Annotated in this window: 17 protein-coding genes; all 17 read left to right on the top strand. The window is 64.7% G+C overall.

The window, feature by feature from the left end; translation table 11 throughout:
• Positions 1–275 precede the first annotated feature (275 nt).
• The 17 genes from BHD05_RS04530 to tuf all read left to right on the top strand — a co-directional run bounded on the left by BHD05_RS04530 (position 276) and on the right by tuf (position 17,962).
• Positions 276–1,940 (top strand): GspE/PulE family protein, encoded by a 1,665-nt coding sequence (locus BHD05_RS04530; RefSeq protein ID WP_161885378.1) that lies wholly within the window; start codon positions 276–278, stop codon positions 1,938–1,940.
• Between the two features lie 63 nt (positions 1,941–2,003).
• On the top strand, positions 2,004–3,398 hold the full coding sequence (locus tag BHD05_RS04535) for a type IV pilus twitching motility protein PilT (RefSeq protein WP_269467588.1): 1,395 nt from the start codon (positions 2,004–2,006) through the stop codon (positions 3,396–3,398).
• Positions 3,398–4,630, top strand: a complete 1,233-nt coding sequence (locus BHD05_RS04540) for a type II secretion system F family protein (protein ID WP_161885379.1) — start codon at positions 3,398–3,400, stop codon at positions 4,628–4,630. The genes BHD05_RS04535 and BHD05_RS04540 overlap by 1 nt, the downstream gene beginning before the upstream one ends.
• A gap of 175 nt (positions 4,631–4,805) precedes the next feature.
• Positions 4,806–5,225 carry a type IV pilin protein gene (locus BHD05_RS16080; protein WP_161885380.1) on the top strand — a complete coding sequence of 140 codons (420 nt, stop codon included), beginning with the start codon at positions 4,806–4,808 and terminating at the stop codon, positions 5,223–5,225.
• Between the two features lie 114 nt (positions 5,226–5,339).
• Positions 5,340–5,936, top strand: coding sequence for a type IV pilus modification PilV family protein (locus BHD05_RS04550; RefSeq protein WP_161885381.1), 597 nt, complete (start codon positions 5,340–5,342; stop codon positions 5,934–5,936).
• Entirely contained in the window at positions 5,929–6,558 is a 630-nt protein-coding gene (locus tag BHD05_RS04555) for a PulJ/GspJ family protein (RefSeq protein ID WP_161885382.1), read from the top strand. The genes BHD05_RS04550 and BHD05_RS04555 overlap by 8 nt, the downstream gene beginning before the upstream one ends.
• 2 nt (positions 6,559–6,560) lie before the next feature.
• A complete protein-coding gene (locus tag BHD05_RS04560; RefSeq protein WP_161885383.1) occupies positions 6,561–8,150 on the top strand; it encodes an RICIN domain-containing protein in 1,590 nt (529 codons plus the stop codon).
• 31 nt (positions 8,151–8,181) lie between these two features.
• A complete protein-coding gene (locus BHD05_RS04565; RefSeq protein ID WP_161885384.1) occupies positions 8,182–8,976 on the top strand; it encodes a prepilin peptidase in 795 nt (264 codons plus the stop codon).
• Between the two features lie 8 nt (positions 8,977–8,984).
• A complete protein-coding gene (gene pilM, locus BHD05_RS04570) occupies positions 8,985–10,037 on the top strand; it encodes a type IV pilus assembly protein PilM (protein WP_161885385.1) in 1,053 nt (350 codons plus the stop codon).
• Positions 10,034–10,765: a hypothetical protein gene (locus BHD05_RS04575; protein WP_161885386.1), complete on the top strand. Its 732-nt coding sequence runs from the start codon at positions 10,034–10,036 to the stop codon at positions 10,763–10,765. The genes pilM and BHD05_RS04575 overlap by 4 nt, the downstream gene beginning before the upstream one ends.
• Positions 10,762–11,508, top strand: coding sequence for a hypothetical protein (locus BHD05_RS04580; protein WP_161885387.1), 747 nt, complete (start codon positions 10,762–10,764; stop codon positions 11,506–11,508). The genes BHD05_RS04575 and BHD05_RS04580 overlap by 4 nt, the downstream gene beginning before the upstream one ends.
• Positions 11,509–11,610: 102 nt before the next feature.
• Complete coding sequence (locus BHD05_RS04585; RefSeq protein WP_161885388.1) at positions 11,611–12,768, top strand: prolipoprotein diacylglyceryl transferase; 1,158 nt, start codon at positions 11,611–11,613, stop codon at positions 12,766–12,768.
• Positions 12,746–13,186 (top strand): DUF6121 family protein, encoded by a 441-nt coding sequence (locus BHD05_RS04590; RefSeq protein WP_161885389.1) that lies wholly within the window; start codon positions 12,746–12,748, stop codon positions 13,184–13,186. The genes BHD05_RS04585 and BHD05_RS04590 overlap by 23 nt, the downstream gene beginning before the upstream one ends.
• 312 nt (positions 13,187–13,498) lie before the next feature.
• Complete coding sequence (gene rpsL, locus BHD05_RS04595) at positions 13,499–13,873, top strand: 30S ribosomal protein S12 (RefSeq protein ID WP_055857271.1); 375 nt, start codon at positions 13,499–13,501, stop codon at positions 13,871–13,873.
• On the top strand, positions 13,873–14,343 hold the full coding sequence (gene rpsG, locus BHD05_RS04600; protein ID WP_161885390.1) for a 30S ribosomal protein S7: 471 nt from the start codon (positions 13,873–13,875) through the stop codon (positions 14,341–14,343). Before rpsL ends, rpsG begins: the two co-directional genes overlap by 1 nt.
• Positions 14,344–14,469: 126 nt before the next feature.
• On the top strand, positions 14,470–16,587 hold the full coding sequence (gene fusA / locus BHD05_RS04605; RefSeq protein WP_161885391.1) for an elongation factor G: 2,118 nt from the start codon (positions 14,470–14,472) through the stop codon (positions 16,585–16,587).
• A gap of 181 nt (positions 16,588–16,768) precedes the next feature.
• Entirely contained in the window at positions 16,769–17,962 is a 1,194-nt protein-coding gene (gene tuf, locus BHD05_RS04610; protein ID WP_161885392.1) for an elongation factor Tu, read from the top strand.
• Positions 17,963–18,160: the final 198 nt, after the last annotated feature.

An 18,160-nucleotide genomic window follows, 5' to 3' on the forward strand; every position in this document is an offset into this window, starting at 1 on the left:
CGGCGGGTGGTTGGTAGAACTTCTGCTGGTTGAGCTGTGCGCTCTGCCGCGCGTGTCGAAACCGAGCGTGCTGTGTGGGTTTCGACACGGTCGCTGCTCAACCTGCTCAACCTGCTCAACCTGCTCAACCTGCGTACCCCCACCTTGCGGGTATGGTGCCGAACCCGTGCAACCGGTTAGCTAGTGACTCCGGTGGGTATACACGCACATTGTCCCCCGATGCTGACGCCAGACCCGAATCCTGGCGGGGCTGAATGATACCCAAGGGGGGTCCTGTGGCATATCTGACAGATATCCTCATCGTTCGCGGCGTGTTGCCGATCGAGGCTCTCGACGGACTCAAGCGCGGCCAGGACGACGAGAACCAGATTCGCGAGCTCGTCGAGCAGGGGATCGTCTCCGAGGTTCAGTTCGCATCCGCTCGAGCCGAGAAGCTGAGCCTCCCATTCGTCGAGCTCGTCGACTACCCGGTCGACCGCGTCGCGGTTGCTCTCGTTCCGGCGGCGGTCTGCCGCCGGTACCAGGTGCTCCCTATCGCTATTTCCGAGGGCAAGCTCGTGCTCGCAATGGTCGACCCGGGAGACGTCTTCGCGCTCGACGATGTGGGAGCCGCGTCGCAGATGGGTGTGATCCGCGTCGTCGCAGAGCGCAGCGATCTCACCGCAGCGCTCGACCGCCACCACCGCGCCGATGGCGAACTCAGCGACCTGACCTCGGCGATCGAGGAAGACAGTGCGGCGAGCGAGTCCGAGTCTTCCCTAGGCGACGCCGCCGACGACGACGTGCCCATCGTCAGATTCGTGAACCTCATCGTCAGCCAGGCCATCCAGGACCGGGCATCCGACATCCACATCGAGCCGGCCGAGCGCGACCTGCGGGTGCGGTACCGCATCGACGGCGTGCTGCACGAGATGCAGCGCGCGCCGAAGGCGATCCAGAACGGTGTGATCTCCCGGCTCAAGATCATGAGCGACATCGACATTGCCGAACGTCGCAAGCCTCAGGACGGCCGCATGTCGGTCATGCACGCCGGCCGCAAGATCGACCTTCGCGTCGCGACACTGCCCACGGTGTGGGGCGAAAAGATTGTCATGCGAATTCTCGACAACGCCGAGTCGGACATGAAGCTCAGCGACCTCGGCCTGCTCGAGCGCAATGCCGAGGCCTACCGCAGCTCGTACACGAAGCCGTACGGCATGATCCTCGTTACCGGCCCGACCGGTTCGGGCAAGTCAACGACCCTCTATACGACGCTGCACACCGTCTCGCGTCCCGAGATCAACGTCATCACCGTCGAAGACCCGGTCGAGTATCGCATGGCTGGCATCAACCAGGTTCAGGTGAACCCCAAGGCCGGGCTCACCTTCGCGAGCGCGCTGCGCTCGATTCTGCGGTCGGACCCGGATGTCGTGCTGCTGGGTGAGATCCGAGACCACGAGACCGCGCAGATCGCCATCGAGGCCTCGCTCACCGGCCACCTCGTGCTCTCGACCCTGCACACCAACGACGCCCCGAGCGCCGTCACCAGGCTCACCGAGATGGGGATCGAGCCGTTCCTGGTCGGCTCCGCCCTCGACTGCGTAGTGGCCCAACGCCTCGCGCGGCGCCTGTGCGACCGGTGTAAGGAGGCGTACCAGCCCGAACTCTCCGACCTCGCCGTGATGCGACTGTTCGTCGACCCAGGCGCCGCGTCGCCCGTCGTGCATCGCCCGATCGGATGCTCCACTTGCTCCAACACCGGGTACCGGGGCCGGATCGCGATCCACGAGGTGATGCTCGTTACCGAGGAGATCGAGCGCCATGCCGTTGCACGCTCCGCGAGCGCGGAGATCATGCGCACCGCGAAGGAGCAGGGAATGCTGACCCTTCGCGAAGACGGCTGGGCCAAGGTGCGGCTCGGCCACACCTCGATCGAGGAGATCCTGCGTGTCGTTGCCTAACCGATTTATCGTCGATTCCACCGACGAGCTCAGCCGTTTTTTCGAGACACGAGAGGCCATTGCATGAACCAGCCGATCTACGAGATCCCGATGGTCGACTCGGGGAGCCTCCGCCCACGCAACCGATCCGGTGAGGACGCCGGCGCCGCTCCGTCCTACCACGCGTCGATGCTCGACCCCGCACAGGAACAGCCCGAGGTGCCAGCCCCATTCGCAGCACCTGCCGCGGTGCCGGTCAGGGACACAGCGGCGGCGGTTCCAGCCTTGAATTTCGAGAATGCACCCGATATGGTCCTCGCGCCGGACAGTGCCGACCCCGACCTCATCGCCGCGCTGGGCGAGGTGCTGCGGTCCAATGCATCCGACCTCCACCTCACCTCGAACGCGCCGCCCATGTTGCGGGTCGACGGCGGGCTGCGCCCCGTCGACGGGGCAGTCGTGTGGGGCACCGCCCGGGTGCGGGCCGCGCTCTACTCCCTGCTCAGCGACCCGCAGAAGGAGGTCTTCGAGCGGGATCTCGAGCTCGACTTCGCCTACACGGTGACCGAGAATGCGCGTTTCCGGGTGAACTTCTACCAGCAGCGCGGCGCGATTGGCGCGGCCTTCCGCATCATCCCGACCGACATCAAAACGCTCAAAGACCTGGGCGTTCCCGACACAGTCGCGGCCTTCTCCAAGCTCGCCCGCGGCCTCGTGCTCGTGACGGGTCCGACCGGGTCCGGCAAGTCGACGACCCTCGCCGCGCTCATCGACCTCGTCAACCGCACCCGCGCCGACCATATCGTCACGGTCGAGGATCCGATCGAGTTTCTGCACAACAACCAAAAATCGCTCGTCAACCAGCGCGAGGTCGGCGGTGACACGCACAGCTTCGCGGCGGCACTTAAGCACGTACTGAGGCAGGACCCCGACGTGATCCTCGTCGGAGAGCTCCGCGACCTCGAGACCATCTCGGTCGCTCTCACCGCGGCCGAGACCGGCCACCTCGTCTTCGCTACCCTGCACACGCAGGATGCCGCCCAGACGATCGACCGCGTCATCGACGTGTTCCCACCTCACCAGCAGGATCAGGTCCGAGCCCAGCTCGCCGCGACTCTCCGCGGAGTGGTCTGCCAGACCCTCGTCAAGCGGGCAACAGGCAAGGGGCGCGTGGTCGCGACCGAGGTGCTCGTCACCACCCCCGCGATCGCGAACCTGATCCGCGAGGGCAAGACCTACCAGATCGCCTCCTCGATGCAGGCCGGGCGCGAGCTCGGCATGTACACCATGGACCAGCACCTCGCCGAGCTCGTCGACGAGGGCAAGATCGCCTACGCGTCGGGAGTCGAGAAGGCGCACGACGTCGAGGGATTCCGGAGACTCGTTCATCGCGATGACCCTGGGGCGGGATCCCACACCCACAACATGTCGTCGGCCGGCCTGGACTTCGGTGACACGTTCTCGATGGGGCGTAGCTGATGGCCTCCACACTCACCTACGCCTATAGGGGTCGGGACACCAGCGGTAAGGCCGTCAAGGGCAAGGTGGATGCCGCGAGCGAAGCACAGGTCTCGTCGCGCCTGCGCACCATGGGCGTCTCGCCCACCTGGATCGCCGAGGCACCAGCGGGCACCGGTCTCAACAGGGAGATCAGCTTCGGCTCACTCGGCGCCGGTCGCGTCGGAATGAAAGACATCGCGGTGATGACCCGCCAGATGGCGACGATGATCGCGGCGGGACTCTCGCTGCTCCGCACGCTGACAATCCTCTCCGAGCAGACCGAGAACAAGAAGCTCGCGTCGGTGCTCGACACGGTGCGCAGTGACGTCGAGACAGGGTTGTCGCTGTCTGACGCGATGGCGAAGCATCCGGTCGACTTCCCGCCTCTCATGCTCAGCCTCATCAGGGCCGGTGAGACGGGCGGGTTCCTCGAGACGTCGCTCGAGTCGGTCGCGAACAATTTCGAGGCCGAGGTGAAGCTCGCGGGCACGATCAAGTCCGCGCTCACCTACCCCGTGATCGTGCTCATCATGGCAGTGCTGTCGACGGTCGGGATGCTGATCTTCATCGTTCCGGTCTTCGATGCCATGTTCACGCAGATGGGGGCGACCCTGCCCCTGCCAACCCAGTTTCTGGTCGTGCTCTCGAAATCGCTCGTCTATATCGGACCGGTCGCGGTGGTGGCCATCATCGCTTTCGTCATGTGGTGGAGGAAGAACAAGAACACCGACCGCGTTCGCAAGGTCGCCGACACCATCAAGCTCAAGCTTCCCGTCTTCGGCGGGCTGCTCGCCAAGGTGGCCATCTCCCGCGTCACCCGCAACCTCGCCACGATGATGGGAGCTGGCGTGCCGATCCTGCGCTCGCTCAGCATCGTCGGCGCGACGGCAGGCAGTTGGGTGATCGAGCAGGCCCTCGTGAAGGTGCAGGAGTCTGTGCGACAGGGCAACTCGATCGCCGGCCCGCTCTCTCAGGAACCGATCTTTCCGTCGATGGTGACCCAGATGATCGCCGTCGGCGAGGATTCTGGTGCGCTCGAGGTCATGCTGCACAAGATCAGCGACTTCTACGACCAGGAGATCGAGTCGACCACGGAGCAGCTCACCGCTTTGATCGAGCCCCTGATGATCGCCTTCATCGGCATCGTGATCGGCGGAATGATCGTCGCGCTCTACATGCCGATCTTCGACATCTTCAATCACATCAACTAACTCCGGCAGACGTTCTTGTCTATCCCCCCTGTACTGGGGGCCGGTTTCGGGCGAAAACCCCCTGTTTGTGGGATTCTCAGGACCCTTCCGGGCGGGGAGGATTGCCGCAGGGGGTCGAACACACCGGGGGCCGCCTGTCCGCACACTCACACCGATCGACAGGAACATTCATCTCATGATCACAACCATCACCAACGCGATTGCGAAGCGTCGCGACGAGAACGGCGACAACGAGAAGGGCTTCACCCTCATCGAGCTCATGGTCGTCGTCATCATCATCGGCATCCTCGCCGCGATCGCGATCCCCGCGTTCCTCAACCAGCGCACAACCGCCTGGCAGGGTGCGGCCCAGACCGACGTCAAGAACGCCCAGCTCGCTGTCGAAAGCTGGGCGGCCCAGAAGAACGGCAACTACTCGACGCTGACGCAGGCCATCCTTGATGGCCTCATCACCGAAAGCGACAACGTGCAGGTCACCCTCGGTGCGGTCTCGGCGAACGCCTACTCCATCACTGCGACCAACGCGAACATCACGGACGCCACGAAGGATGCCTACACGGTCACTCAATCCGGCAGCATCGTCGGCCCCAACTAACCAGAGTCCGATCGTGCGGGGCGCCGCTCACGCAGCGCCCCGCACTTCCGCAGCAACACACCAGCCGACTGCATCAACCCCGGGGGAGGGACAATGAACGCCTTACGCACCCGAATGCGTGCAGCGTCTGAGAACGACCGCGGTTTCTCGCTCATCGAGGTGATCGTGGCGATGGTCATCCTCGGCGTCCTCACTACCGCAGCGCTCGGTCTCTACATCACCAGCATCCAGTCCGCGGCCACACTCCAGCGCCGCGAGATCGCCGTGACCGTCGCAAGCCAGGCCATGGAATCCGTCGCCGCCACCCCGGCCTCCTCGCTGTATGCGGGCAGGTCCAGGGCTGCGGTGACCGCCCAGTGGGCCAGCAACGCGACCGCGAGCGGGCTCAGTCAGACCGTGCTCAACTGGGACAAGAGCGCCACCCTCCCGGCGGCCGTCGCGGTTCCGCTTACCCGGTCAGTCTCCTTCAGCGGAACCGACTTCTCCGTGACCACCCTCATCGGCACCTGCTACCAGCGCGTCGCCGGCCCTGGAGCAGGCGGAGACTGCGGGATGGTCTCCAGCCCGGCCACCAGCTTCACCTCGCTCGAGCGGGTCATCGTTGTGGTGACCTGGACGGCCGGCGATTCCTGCGCGGCCGGATCGTGCCGCTACGAGACGACGACGCTCATCAACAGCCACCCCGACCAGCAATGGAAGTCCGGTGCCTGAGGCCCGTCGGCGGCAAGCTGCGACCCGGCCGCAGACGACCGACCGCGAGAGTGGCTTCACGCTCATCGAACTCATGGTCGCCATGGGAATCTTTACCGTTCTCGTTGCGATCCTCCTCCTCTCGGTGAGCCAGCTGGCCCGCGGCACCGTTCGGGTGCAGGTGACCGCCCAATCAACCACCGAGGTGCTGCTCGTCTTTCAGAATTTGGACCGGCAGATCCGCTACGCCGATGCCATCAATACTCCCGGGAGCGGAGCAAGCGGCGACCGGTACGTCGAATTCCGCACGCCGGCCGCCAGCGCACCAGGCCGCGTGACGACCTGCACCCAGTGGCGGTTGCACAAAGATGACGGCACCATTCAGTCTCGTCGGTGGACCGACGGCCCCGCCGCCGTTCCCTCGAGCTGGTCGACCAAGTTGAACAACGCCGTCGATGTCGCCGGAGCCGGCTATCCGTTCGAGTTGGACCGGAGCTCCTCCCGGCAGAAGCTCGTGCTGAGCATCAACACGGGCATTCAGGGAGTCGCCGAGGGCACAGCCATTTCCACGAGCTTCGTCGCTCGCAACAGTCTCAGCAGTGTGGGTGCGCCGGTGTGCGCCCTCGCGGGAAGCAGGCCTTGATCATGACCAGAACGATCGCCAGAACAAGCCAGTTGCACCGATGGATTGCCCGTCGGGCGGAGAACGGCGAGTCTCAGAGCGAGCGGGGCGCCGCTCTGTTGAGCACACTCCTTTTCATGATCCTGCTCTCCGGGCTCTCCCTCGTGCTGTTGAGTGTGCTCCTTGGGCAGATCGGCCCGGCCTACGTCGCACAGAAGAGCACACGAACCGTCTACGCGGCGCAGGCCGGGCTGCAAGCGGGTCTCGGTGTGATTCGCTCCGCGACAGCCGCTCCGGTGGGCGGAGTGATCTGGGGTGCTCCCGCGAAGCTGCCGTGCATACTCACTGGGCGCCTCAACGCCACGAGCGACGGTGTCGACTACGCCGTCGAGTTCAAGTACTTCAAGGGCGATCCGACCGGAAAAGACGCAGCCTGGCAGACCAGCCCCACCAATCGCATCAGCTGCTCGCCGTCCACAGGGTTGGGCGAGGCGCCTATGTTCGCCTTGCTCAGCTCTGAGGGCCGAGCCGCGGCCACCCCGGGAAGCGCCGCATCCGTCGGCAACCGAAAGGTCACCGCGACCTACCAGTTCAAAGTCTCCAACGAGAACATCCCGGGCGGCAGAATCTACACTTCCGACAAGTCGCGCTGCCTCGAGTGGGGCGGCGGGGACAAACTGCAATTCGTGGCCGGCTGCGCAGCGGGAGCGAATGACAGCAAGCAACTGTGGGTCTACGACGTCGACTACAAACTCAAGCTCGCCAGCACGACCGCGGCTGGCGCAACGGCGATGTGCATCACAGACTCGGCCGATGAGGGCAATAAGCGCGACAAGGAAGAAGACGCGAAACTCAAGGCATGCAGGTCGGACGCGAGTCGCTGGAGCCAGCTCTGGAGCTGGGAGGGCGGCGCAATCTGGCGAGGGCAGCTGGAGAGCATCAGTGGCGGCCCGAGCGGGCGTTGCCTGGCCCCGAAAGACAGGTTTGTGGCGAACACGGCCTGTAACGGCGCGTTCGCGCCCGAACCGGCCGTCGGGGCCGGTGCGGCAGGCTTCACGACGAAGCAGATCGTCAACTTCAAGGAGTTCGGACGGTGCGCCGACGTGACGAACGAGAAGATCGACTACTCGTTCATGATTACCTACCTATGCAAGCAGGACCCGAGTGGGAATCTCACGGGCAAGTACCTCAAGTGGAATCACAAGTGGCGCTACATTGAGCCGGTCGCTCCCGCGACAGCCCGACCCGACCAGCAGATCATCGTCAACTTCCTGGACAAGAGCCCGGCCGACAATCGTTGTCTGCAGACGCCCGATAACATGCCGGCGACGGTCGAGCTTCGATTCTTCCCTTGCAACAGCTTAGAAACGAAGCAGAAGTGGACGAGATACTCAGAGACGGGTGACCCGCAAACGAGCTACACCTTTGTCGACGTCTTCGGGCGCTGCATGAGCGCCGTGCCGACGGTGTTCGCCTCTCCCGACGCCGTGTTGACCAACGTGGCATCGAAGGTGCAGGTGCAGGCGTGCAACGGCTCGACCGCTCAGAAGTGGAACGCCCCGGCAACCTACACCCAGGCCAATTTCGGCAGCTTCAGCGAGACGTCAGGATGACCCACAAGCAGAGGGGTGGAGGGGTTCGGTGATGATCGCCCTTCTCGTGATCGTCGGCCTTCTCGGCCTCGCCATCGGTTCCTTCCTTAACGTCGTCATCTGGCGAGTACCGCGTCGGGAGTCGGTCAACCATCCGCCGAGTTCCTGTCCGATCTGCGGCAACCGCATCCGATGGCGGGAAAACGTCCCAGTTCTCTCCTGGCTTCTTCTTCGAGGCGAATGCCGCGACTGCGGCGAGCCGATCTCGTGGCGCTACCCAGCCGTCGAGGCTGGCACGGCGATGCTCTTCGTTCTTGTCGCGGTGAGATTCGGCTTCGAGCTTCCCAGCGTCGCGGCCCTACCCGCCTTTCTCTACCTCACCGCGATTGCGGTTGCGCTGTCACTCATCGACATCGACACGCAGAGGCTACCCAACCTCATCGTGCTGCCGTCCTACGTCGTCGCGCTCGTGCTTCTCACCATCGCCACGGCGGCAACCGGCGACTGGTGGATGCTCGCGCGCGCCGCGATCGGCGGCGTTGCACTGTTCGCCTTTTACTTCACCCTCGTGATCGTCTATCCGAAGGGGATGGGCCTCGGCGATGTGAAACTCGCCGGAGTGCTCGGCCTCTTCCTGGGCTGGCTGGGGTGGGGCGAGCTGGTGGTCGGCGCGTTCGCGCCCTTCCTGCTCGGAGGCATCTACGCGGTCGCCCTGCTTGTAACACGCAGGGCCGGACGCCGCAGCGGCATCCCGTTCGGGCCTTGGATGCTCGCCGGCGCACTACTCTCCACATTTTTTGGGAACGAGATTGCGAACAGCTATCTCGGCTTTGTCGGAATCACCTAGGGGGAAATATGGGTACACGAACAGTCGGAGTCGACATCGGCTCCGGATCGATCAGAGCGGTCGAGGTGAGCCGCGGCAAGAGGGGGAGTGCCACCGTCGTGCGATACCACTCAGTGCCGCTGCCAGAAGGCGCGGTCAAAAACGGCGAGGTGGCGGAGGTCAACACCGTTGCGGCCGCGCTTCGCCAGCTGTGGTCGGTCGGCGGATTCACGAGCAGGAAGGTCGTGCTCGGAGTCGGCAACCCAAAGGTGCTCGTGCGCGACCTCACAGTTCCCAAGCTCAGCAAGAAGGAGATCCGCGCGGCCCTGCCGTTCCAGGTGCAGGACATGCTGCCCGTGCCCGTCGCCGACGCTTTGCTCGACTTTTATCCGGTGTCTGAGGGCTCGAGCGAGACCGGACCCGTGGTCAACGGGCTTCTTGTCGCAGCGGTCAAGGACGCGGTGATGTCCAACGTTACGGCCGTGATGCTCGCCGGCCTCACACCGATCGAGGTCGACCTCATCCCGTTCGCCCTCAATCGCGTGCTCGCACGCGGGTCAATGGTCGGCGGCACCGTCGCCCTCGTCGACGTGGGATCGAACACGACCAACGTGCTGATCACGAAAGACGGGGTTCCGCAGTTCGTGCGGATCATTCCCGCGGGCGGTGCGGATGTCACGCGCGCCCTCGCCGGGCGGCTCGGCATCACCCTCGAGCAGGCCGAGGTCGGCAAGCGCCAACTCGGGTTTTCTCCCGGGGCCGTTGCACCCGAGAACCTCGAAGCGGCCGAAATCATCTACGAGCTGACGAGCGAGCTGCTCAATAGCCTGCGCAGCACCCTGAGCTTCTTCGTCAACACTCGGCCCGGGCAGCATATCGATCGTGTGCTCCTGAGCGGAGGGGGTTCTTCTATGACGAGCTTTGCTCTCGCGCTCGCTGAGCTGACCCGCAGCGAGGTGTTGCTCGACGATCCGTTCGAGAACGTCACCGTGGGAAAGAACGCGCGAAAGCAGTCGTTGCCAGCCGTGAACACGAGTGCCATGACCGTCGCGCTCGGACTCGCGCTGAGGAGTGTCGCATGAACCTCTCATCCAGGAACGACCCGAAGCTCGTCATCGGTGGAGAGGCCCGAATCGCGCTTCTCCCACCGGAGGTCTCGGCTCGCGCTAAGTCGTACAGCACCCGGCGAGCGCTCGTCGGCGTCGTGGTGGTCGCCGCACTCGTCTGCGCCGGAGGGATCACTCTCGCTAATGTCCGGGCCACGGCGAGTGCCGACAAGCTCGAGGCCGAGCAGGACAGAACCGCGTCGCTCATCCAGCAGCAGGGCGAGTTCATCGAGGTGCAGCTCGTGCAGCAGCAACTGGATATTGCGACCGCCGCGAGACAGGTCGGCAGCGCGACCGAGATCTCGTGGCAGCCATATATCTCCGAGCTGCGCGGAGCCCTGCCATCGGGCCTGTCGATCACGGGGGTCGTGATCGAATCGAGCACCCCGCTTCTTCCGTACCCGCGCGCGATAGCGCCGCTGCAGGGTCCCAGGGTTGCGACAATCGTCCTCGCCCTGTCGAGTCCCGCGATGCCCGACGTCGAAGCCTGGCTCCGGGCACTCGCCGGCGTCACCGGGTTCGTCGATGCCACTCCGGGGACGATCGCGTGGGATGGCACCGCAGCGCTCTACGAAACGTCGGTGACCATGCACATCGACTCCCGCGCGTACGCCAACCGGTTTGCGCCGCCCGCCGACGAGGCGATCGATGACGCGGCAGCAGCAGACGACGCGGCAGCAGCAATTGAAGAGGACTCGAAGTGAACAACAACAGGGTATGGATTATCGGATCGCTGCTGCTCTCGGTGGTGATCCTCGTGGGGGGCTGGTTCATCGGGGTCGCACCGATGCTCGCCATCGCCGCTAAGGCGCACTCTGATCGCGCGACCGTCGAGCAACAGAACGTCCAGAACGAGCAGACACTCGCTGACCTTCAGGCGCGATACGTCGAATTGCCCGCGATCTCGGCAGAGTTCGCCGCGATACGACGATCCGTGCCGGAGGGGCCCGAGATGGCGAACTTCCTCCAGACGATCACCAGCGCGCAGAACGCCTCCGGCAGCTTCGTCACCGATGTCTCGGTGGCCGACCCCGTGCCCTACGCCCCCGTGGTTCCCGAACCCATCGAAGCACCGGTCTCCGAAGAGGGCGCGGTCGCGACCGCGGAGGGCAACGGTGAGGTGGATGCCGCCGCCGCGGACCCTGCGGCCGCAGCGCCTGTCGTTCCGGTTCTGTCGACCTCGAGCATCCCGAATGCTGACTCGGTCACCGCCCTCAATTTCACCCTGATTCCGGTCACCGTGACCGCCGACGGCACGTTCGACCAGGTCGTGGCCTTTACGGGGCAGCTCCAAGGGAGCGAGCGGCTCTTCTTGGTCACGGGGGTCAACATCTCGACGGACGAGTCGACCGGAGTCGTCACCGGAGTCGTCACCGGCTACATCTACGTGTTCGGCGACCCGTCGGGTGTGGTGCCCGATGCGGCGGCCGGTGAGGGTGCCGGCTGAACCGCGACTCACGCCGCGTCTCGCCGGAGGAGTGGCGCTCCGTTGCTAGGCTGATAGCGATTCGGCAGCACAGCCGCGCCATCAACCGAGGAGTGTCCTTCCGTGAGCGATGAGAACAACGACCGCCCAGCGAACACGCCGCCGCCGCTCGTTCCGCCTCCGGTGCGCGTTCCGGCGACGCGTGCGAACGAGACGGATGCCAACCAGAACACGTCGGTCGATGCCGAGCGCGACTCCGAGCTGACCGTCGAGGAGCCGGTTTCGGCGCGCGTCACCAACGACTCCGCGGACCACACCCCAGTGGCCGCGTCGGACGACTCGCGCTTCGCGCCTGACGCGTCGCGCTCCACCGGCTCGGAGCCGGCAACGGCTGCGACAGGGGAACGCGACGCGGGTCAGTCCGACGCCGAGCAGACCGACGCCGAGCGTACCGTCCCCGCCCAGACCGTCGACGCCCAGCGGGCCGACGCCCAGCGTGCCGACGCCCAGCGGGTTGACGCCCCGCGGGTTGAGGCACGCGAGGAAGCCCAGCCTGGTGCGGCCCAGCAGACGGACGCCCAGCAGACGGACGCCCAGCAGACGGAAGCCCAGCAGGCCGCCGCCCAGCAGACCGCGGTGATCCAGCGCGACGAGCCGACCCGATCACAGCCCACCGTTCCCACGGTGCCCGCAGCGCAGCAGCCGGAGCGCATCTTCGTGCCACCGGCGCCGGTCGAGCCCAAGCGCAAAGGCAACCGCGGCATCGGATCGCTTATCGCCGTCGTCTCGGTCGTCATCTTCGGCATTCTCTATGCGCTCGTCGCCACGATCATCGTCGCGATCGCAGCCCCACAGCAGAACGTGCTCGAGACGGTGCTCCGGTTCCTCACCGACCCGGTGTTCTACGTTCCCGGCATCCTGTTTGTCGTCGGGTTCGTCCTCGTCGTGCTCCTCGTGAACCGCGCCGCCTGGTGGGCCTTCGTGCTCGGCAGCCTCATCGTCGGCGCGATCGTGTACTTCGGCACGATCGGCGTGCAGCTGCTCACCGAGAACGTCTTCGCGATGACCCCGTCCGCAGCGGCGGCCGCGTTCGCCGCCTACGCCGTCAACCCGTTCGTGATCGCCGCAGCGCTTGTCGCCCGCGAGACCTCGATGTGGATCGGCGCCGCCATCAGCTCGCGCGGACGCCGCATGAAGTCCCGCAACCTCACCGCGCGCGAGGAGTTCGACAAAGCGACCGCCGCGCACCGCGCGGAGTATGACCGCTCCTACGCAGCCTGACCCGCCGAGCCGCGGGCTCCTGGCGCTCGGCGCCACGGTGCTCGCGGTGGCGCTGCTCGTCTTCGTCGGCGGGTTCCTCAGCCTGTTCCTCGATCGTGACCTCGTCGAGCTGCCGGATGCCGGAACGCTTGTCGGTCCGGTCATGGCGGTCGCGACCTGCGGGGTCGTGTTCTCGTTCGTGTTCCGACGAATGCCGCTCGGTCTGGGGCTGCGCGCGCTCTCAGCATCGCTCTGGACACTCATCGCGTCCCCGGCGGTCGGCGCGATCCTCTACTCGATCGTGCGGGAAAACCTTGCCGTGATTCCGGTCTTCTTCGGCACCTACCTGCTGAGCCCGTTCGTGCTCTCGTCGGCCGTGATCGCCGGTGTCGTGGTGGGCCTCGCCGGTCTCGCGGAACGTGCACGCCCGGTGGAGTGACGACCGCGCCGGCGCCAGCATCCGCCACCCGCCCCATGCCCGTCGTCATTTGACCACGGCGCCCGCGCGGGCTAAGGTTTACCGGTGTGCGTTTTGCCGTGCGCTCGTAACGAAACAGTCGTTGCGGGCCGCGATAACCGCTCTCCATGTTGGGCCACATCCAGCCCCCACGGCATACCCACCGGCGAAAACAGAGGCCTCCTCTGTGTTCGCCAGTCGGGTCCATCTGAACTCGAACCGCGCGGTGACGCACGTGCTCGAATGCGAAACAAGCAACAACTGTCACCGTGCAGTCATCACAAGGAGTATGTAGTGCCAACCATTCAGCAGTTGGTCCGGAAGGGTCGCACCCCTAAGGTCGTCAAGACCAAGGCGCCCGCCCTCAAGGCCAACCCCCAGCAGCGCGGTGTGTGCACCCGTGTTTACACGACCACCCCGAAGAAGCCGAACTCGGCTCTGCGCAAGGTCGCCCGTGTCAAGCTGAGCAACGGTACCGAGGTCACCGCCTACATTCCCGGCGAAGGACACAACCTCCAGGAGCACTCGATGGTGCTCGTCCGCGGCGGACGAGTGAAAGACCTCCCCGGCGTGCGTTACAAGATCGTGCGCGGCGCGCTCGACACCCAGGCAGTCAAAAATCGTAAGCAGGCGCGTAGCCGCTACGGAGCGAAAATGGATAAGAAGTAATGCCACGTAAAGGACCAGCACCGAAGCGTCCCGTTGTTGCGGACCCGGTCTACGGAGCCCCCATTGTCAGCCAGCTTGTCAACAAGATCCTTCTTGATGGCAAGAAGGGCCTCGCCGAGCGCATCGTCTACGACGCCCTCGCCGGAGTCTCGACCAAGAACGGTGCGGATGCCGTCGTCACGCTGAAGAAGGCGCTCGACAACGTTCGCCCGACCATCGAGGTCAAGAGCCGCCGCGTCGGCGGATCGACGTACCAGGTGCCGGTCGAGGTCAAGCCTCACCGCGCCAACACGCTCGCGCTCCGCTGGCTCACCACCTACGCCAAGGGTCGTCGCGAGAAGACCATGACCGAGCGTCTCACCAACGAGATCCTCGACGCGTCGAACGGTCTGGGCGCCGCTGTCAAGCGTCGCGAAGACACGCACAAGATGGCCGACGCTAACAAGGCCTTCGCGCACTACCGCTGGTAACGGCGCGCGCTGGAGCTGAGGCAATCGCGCCAGCGACTGCGCGACGCCAGCGCCGAGGGAGCCTGCGACCGAGGTCTCAGGCTCCTTCACCCAGCACTCACATTCACAATCTTTCGGAGGAACTCCGTGGCACAAGACGTGCTCACCGACCTGCACAAGGTCCGCAATATCGGCATCATGGCTCACATCGATGCGGGCAAGACGACGACAACCGAGCGCATCCTGTTCTACACGGGTATCACTCACAAGATCGGTGAAGTTCACGACGGCGCAGCCACCATGGACTGGATGGCGCAGGAGCAGGAACGTGGCATCACGATCACGTCTGCGGCGACCACGTGTTTCTGGAACAACCACCAGATCAACATCATCGACACCCCCGGCCACGTCGACTTCACCGTCGAGGTTGAGCGTTCGCTGCGCGTGCTCGATGGCGCAGTCGCCGTCTTCGACGGCAAGGAGGGCGTCGAGCCCCAGTCGGAGACCGTCTGGCGTCAGGCCGACAAGTACGACGTGCCCCGCATCTGCTTCGTCAACAAGATGGACAAGCTCGGCGCCGACTTCTACTACACGGTCGACACGATCGTGAAGCGCCTCGGCGCCAAGCCCCTCGTCATCCAGCTCCCGATCGGATTCGAGAGCACCTTCGAAGGTGTCGTCGACCTTGTCGAGATGCGCGCGCTGACCTGGCGCGGAGACTCCAAGGGTGACGTCGAGCTCGGAGCGAAATACACCATCGAGGAGATCCCGGCCGACCTCGTCGAGAAGGCCAACGAGTACCGCGCGACCCTCATCGAGGTTGTCGCCGAAGCCGACGACGCGCTCCTCGAGCGCTTCATGAACGGCGACACCGACTTCACCGTCTCCGAGATCAAGCACGCGATCCGCAAGCTCACGGTCAACAGCGAGATCTACCCGGTGCTCTGCGGCTCGGCGTTCAAGAACCGTGGCGTTCAGCCGATGCTGGATGCTGTTGTGGACTACCTCCCGACCCCGCTCGACGTGGCCGCGGTTGAAGCACGCGACCCCCGCGACGAAGAGAAGATCATCGTCCGCCACCCTGACTCGACCGAGCCCTTCGCGGCTCTCGCGTTCAAGGTCGCGGTTCACCCGTTCTTCGGGCGTCTCACCTACATTCGCGTGTACTCCGGTCGCGTCGACTCGGGTGCGCAGCTCATCAACTCGACCAAGGGCAAGAAGGAGCGCATCGGGAAGATCTTCCAGATGCACGCCAACAAGGAAAACCCCGTCGACTCCGTAACCGCAGGCCACATCTACGCGGTCATCGGCCTCAAGGACACCACGACCGGCGACACCCTCTGCGACCCGCAGAACCAGGTTGTCCTCGAGTCGATGACGTTCCCGGAGCCGGTCATCGAGGTGGCCATCGAGCCGAAGACCAAGGCCGACCAGGAGAAGCTGGGTATCGCTATCCAGAAGCTCGCCGAGGAAGACCCCACGTTCCGCACCGAGCAGAACCAGGACACCGGCCAGACGGTCATCAAGGGAATGGGCGAGCTTCACCTCGACATCCTCGTCGACCGGATGAAGCGCGAATTCAACGTCGAGGCCAACGTGGGCAAGCCCCAGGTCGCGTACCGCGAGACCATTCGCCGCGTCGTCGCCAAGCACGACTTCACCCACAAGAAGCAGACGGGTGGATCGGGACAGTTCGCAAAGGTCCAGATCTCGCTCGAGCCGCTCGAAGTCACGCCTGACAAGACGTACGAGTTCGAGAACAAGGTGACCGGTGGTCGCATCCCGCGGGAGTACATCCCGTCGATCGATGCGGGAATCCAGGATGCACTGCAGGTCGGCATCCTCGCCGGATACCCGATGGTGGGCGTCAAGGCGATCCTGCTCGACGGCGCGGCGCACGATGTCGACTCGTCGGAAATGGCCTTCAAGATCGCCGGCTCCATGGCGTTCAAGGAAGCGGCCCGCAAGGCCGACCCCGTTCTGCTCGAGCCCCTGATGGCCGTCGAGGTGCGCACGCCCGAGGAGTACATGGGCGACGTCATCGGTGACCTCAACTCACGTCGTGGACAGATCCAGTCGATGGAAGACGCTACTGGCGTCAAGGTCGTCCGGGCCAACGTTCCGCTGTCGGAAATGTTCGGTTACGTCGGTGATCTGAGGAGCAAGACCTCCGGTCGCGCTGTGTACTCGATGACCTTCGACAGCTACTCCGAGGTGCCGCGCGCGGTTGCCGAGGAAATCGTCCAGAAGAACAAGGGCGAGTAGCGCGCTGGAGCTATGGCAATCGCGCTAGCGATTGCGCGACGCCAGCGCCGAGGGAGCCTGCGACCGAGGTCCAGCACCGTGCACGAAACCAACTAACATAAATATCACCCCAAACCAGTAAGACGAGCGATCGACATCCGTCCTTCGCGTGCTCTTACGACGAAGTCCTGAGGAGGACCCATTGGCGAAGGCAAAGTTCGAGCGGACTAAGCCGCACGTCAACATCGGCACCATTGGTCACGTCGACCACGGTAAGACCACGTTGACCGCGGCAATCACCAAGGTGCTGCATGACAAGTACCCCACCCTGAACACTGCTTCGGCGTTCGACCAGATCGATAACTCGCCCGAAGAGAAGCAGCGTGGAATCACGATCAACATCTCGCACGTCGAGTACCAGACGGAGAAGCGTCACTACGCTCACGTCGATGCTCCCGGCCACGCGGACTACATCAAGAACATGATCACGGGTGCGGCCCAGATGGACGGCGCGATCCTCGTGGTTGCGGCGACCGACGGCCCCATGCCCCAGACGCGTGAGCACGTGCTGCTCGCCCGCCAGGTCGGCGTGCCGTACATCGTTGTTGCTCTCAACAAGACCGACATGGTCGACGACGAGGAGATCCTCGAGCTCGTCGAGATTGAGGTTCGCGAGCTGCTGTCGAGCCAGGAGTTCGACGGCGACAACGCTCCCGTCGTTCGCGTCTCGGCACTCAAGGCGCTCGAGGGCGACGAGAAGTGGGCAGCGACCGTTGCCGACCTCATGGACCAGGTCGACGAGTTCGTTCCTGAGCCCGTCCGCGAGACCGACAAGCCGTTCCTCATGCCCGTCGAGGACGTGTTCACGATCACCGGTCGTGGAACCGTCATCACCGGTCGTGTCGAGCGCGGCATCCTGAAGCCGAACGACGAGGTTGAAATCGTCGGCATCAAGGAGAAGTCGTCGAAGACGATCGTCACCGCCATCGAGATGTTCCGCAAGACCCTCGAAGACGCACGCGCCGGCGAGAACGTCGGACTGCTGCTTCGTGGCACCAAGCGCGAGGACGTCGAGCGCGGCCAGGTTGTCGTCAAGCCCGGTACGGTCACGCCGCACACCGAGTTCGAGGCGAACGCCTACATCCTTTCCAAGGATGAGGGTGGCCGTCACAACCCGTTCTACGCGAACTACCGCCCGCAGTTCTACTTCCGCACCACGGACGTCACCGGAATCATCACGCTGCCCGAGGGCACCGAGATGGTCATGCCCGGCGACACCACGGAGATGACTGTCAACCTCATCCAGCCGATCGCCATGGAGGAAGGCCTCCGCTTCGCTATCCGCGAAGGTGGACGCACCGTCGGCGCCGGCACGGTTGTGAAGATCCTCAAGTAATACCCGCTGTACTAGACGGGGTCGGTCCTTCGGGGCCGGCCCCGTTGTGCGTGGGGTGGGCACGTAACCGAGGTGTTTCGTGAGACACGCCGGTTTCGGTGGTTCCTCGCCTCGGTGTGTCGCCGTTTCTCCTATGTTGCGTGCGTGCGTGCGTGCGTGCGTGCGTGCGGTCGGCGGCTGCGGCGGCATGCGGATGCT

Origin of the sequence: Marisediminicola antarctica, from assembly GCF_009930795.1 — a bacterium.
In the GTDB taxonomy this organism is placed as follows: Bacteria; Actinomycetota; Actinomycetes; order Actinomycetales; family Microbacteriaceae; genus Marisediminicola; species Marisediminicola antarctica.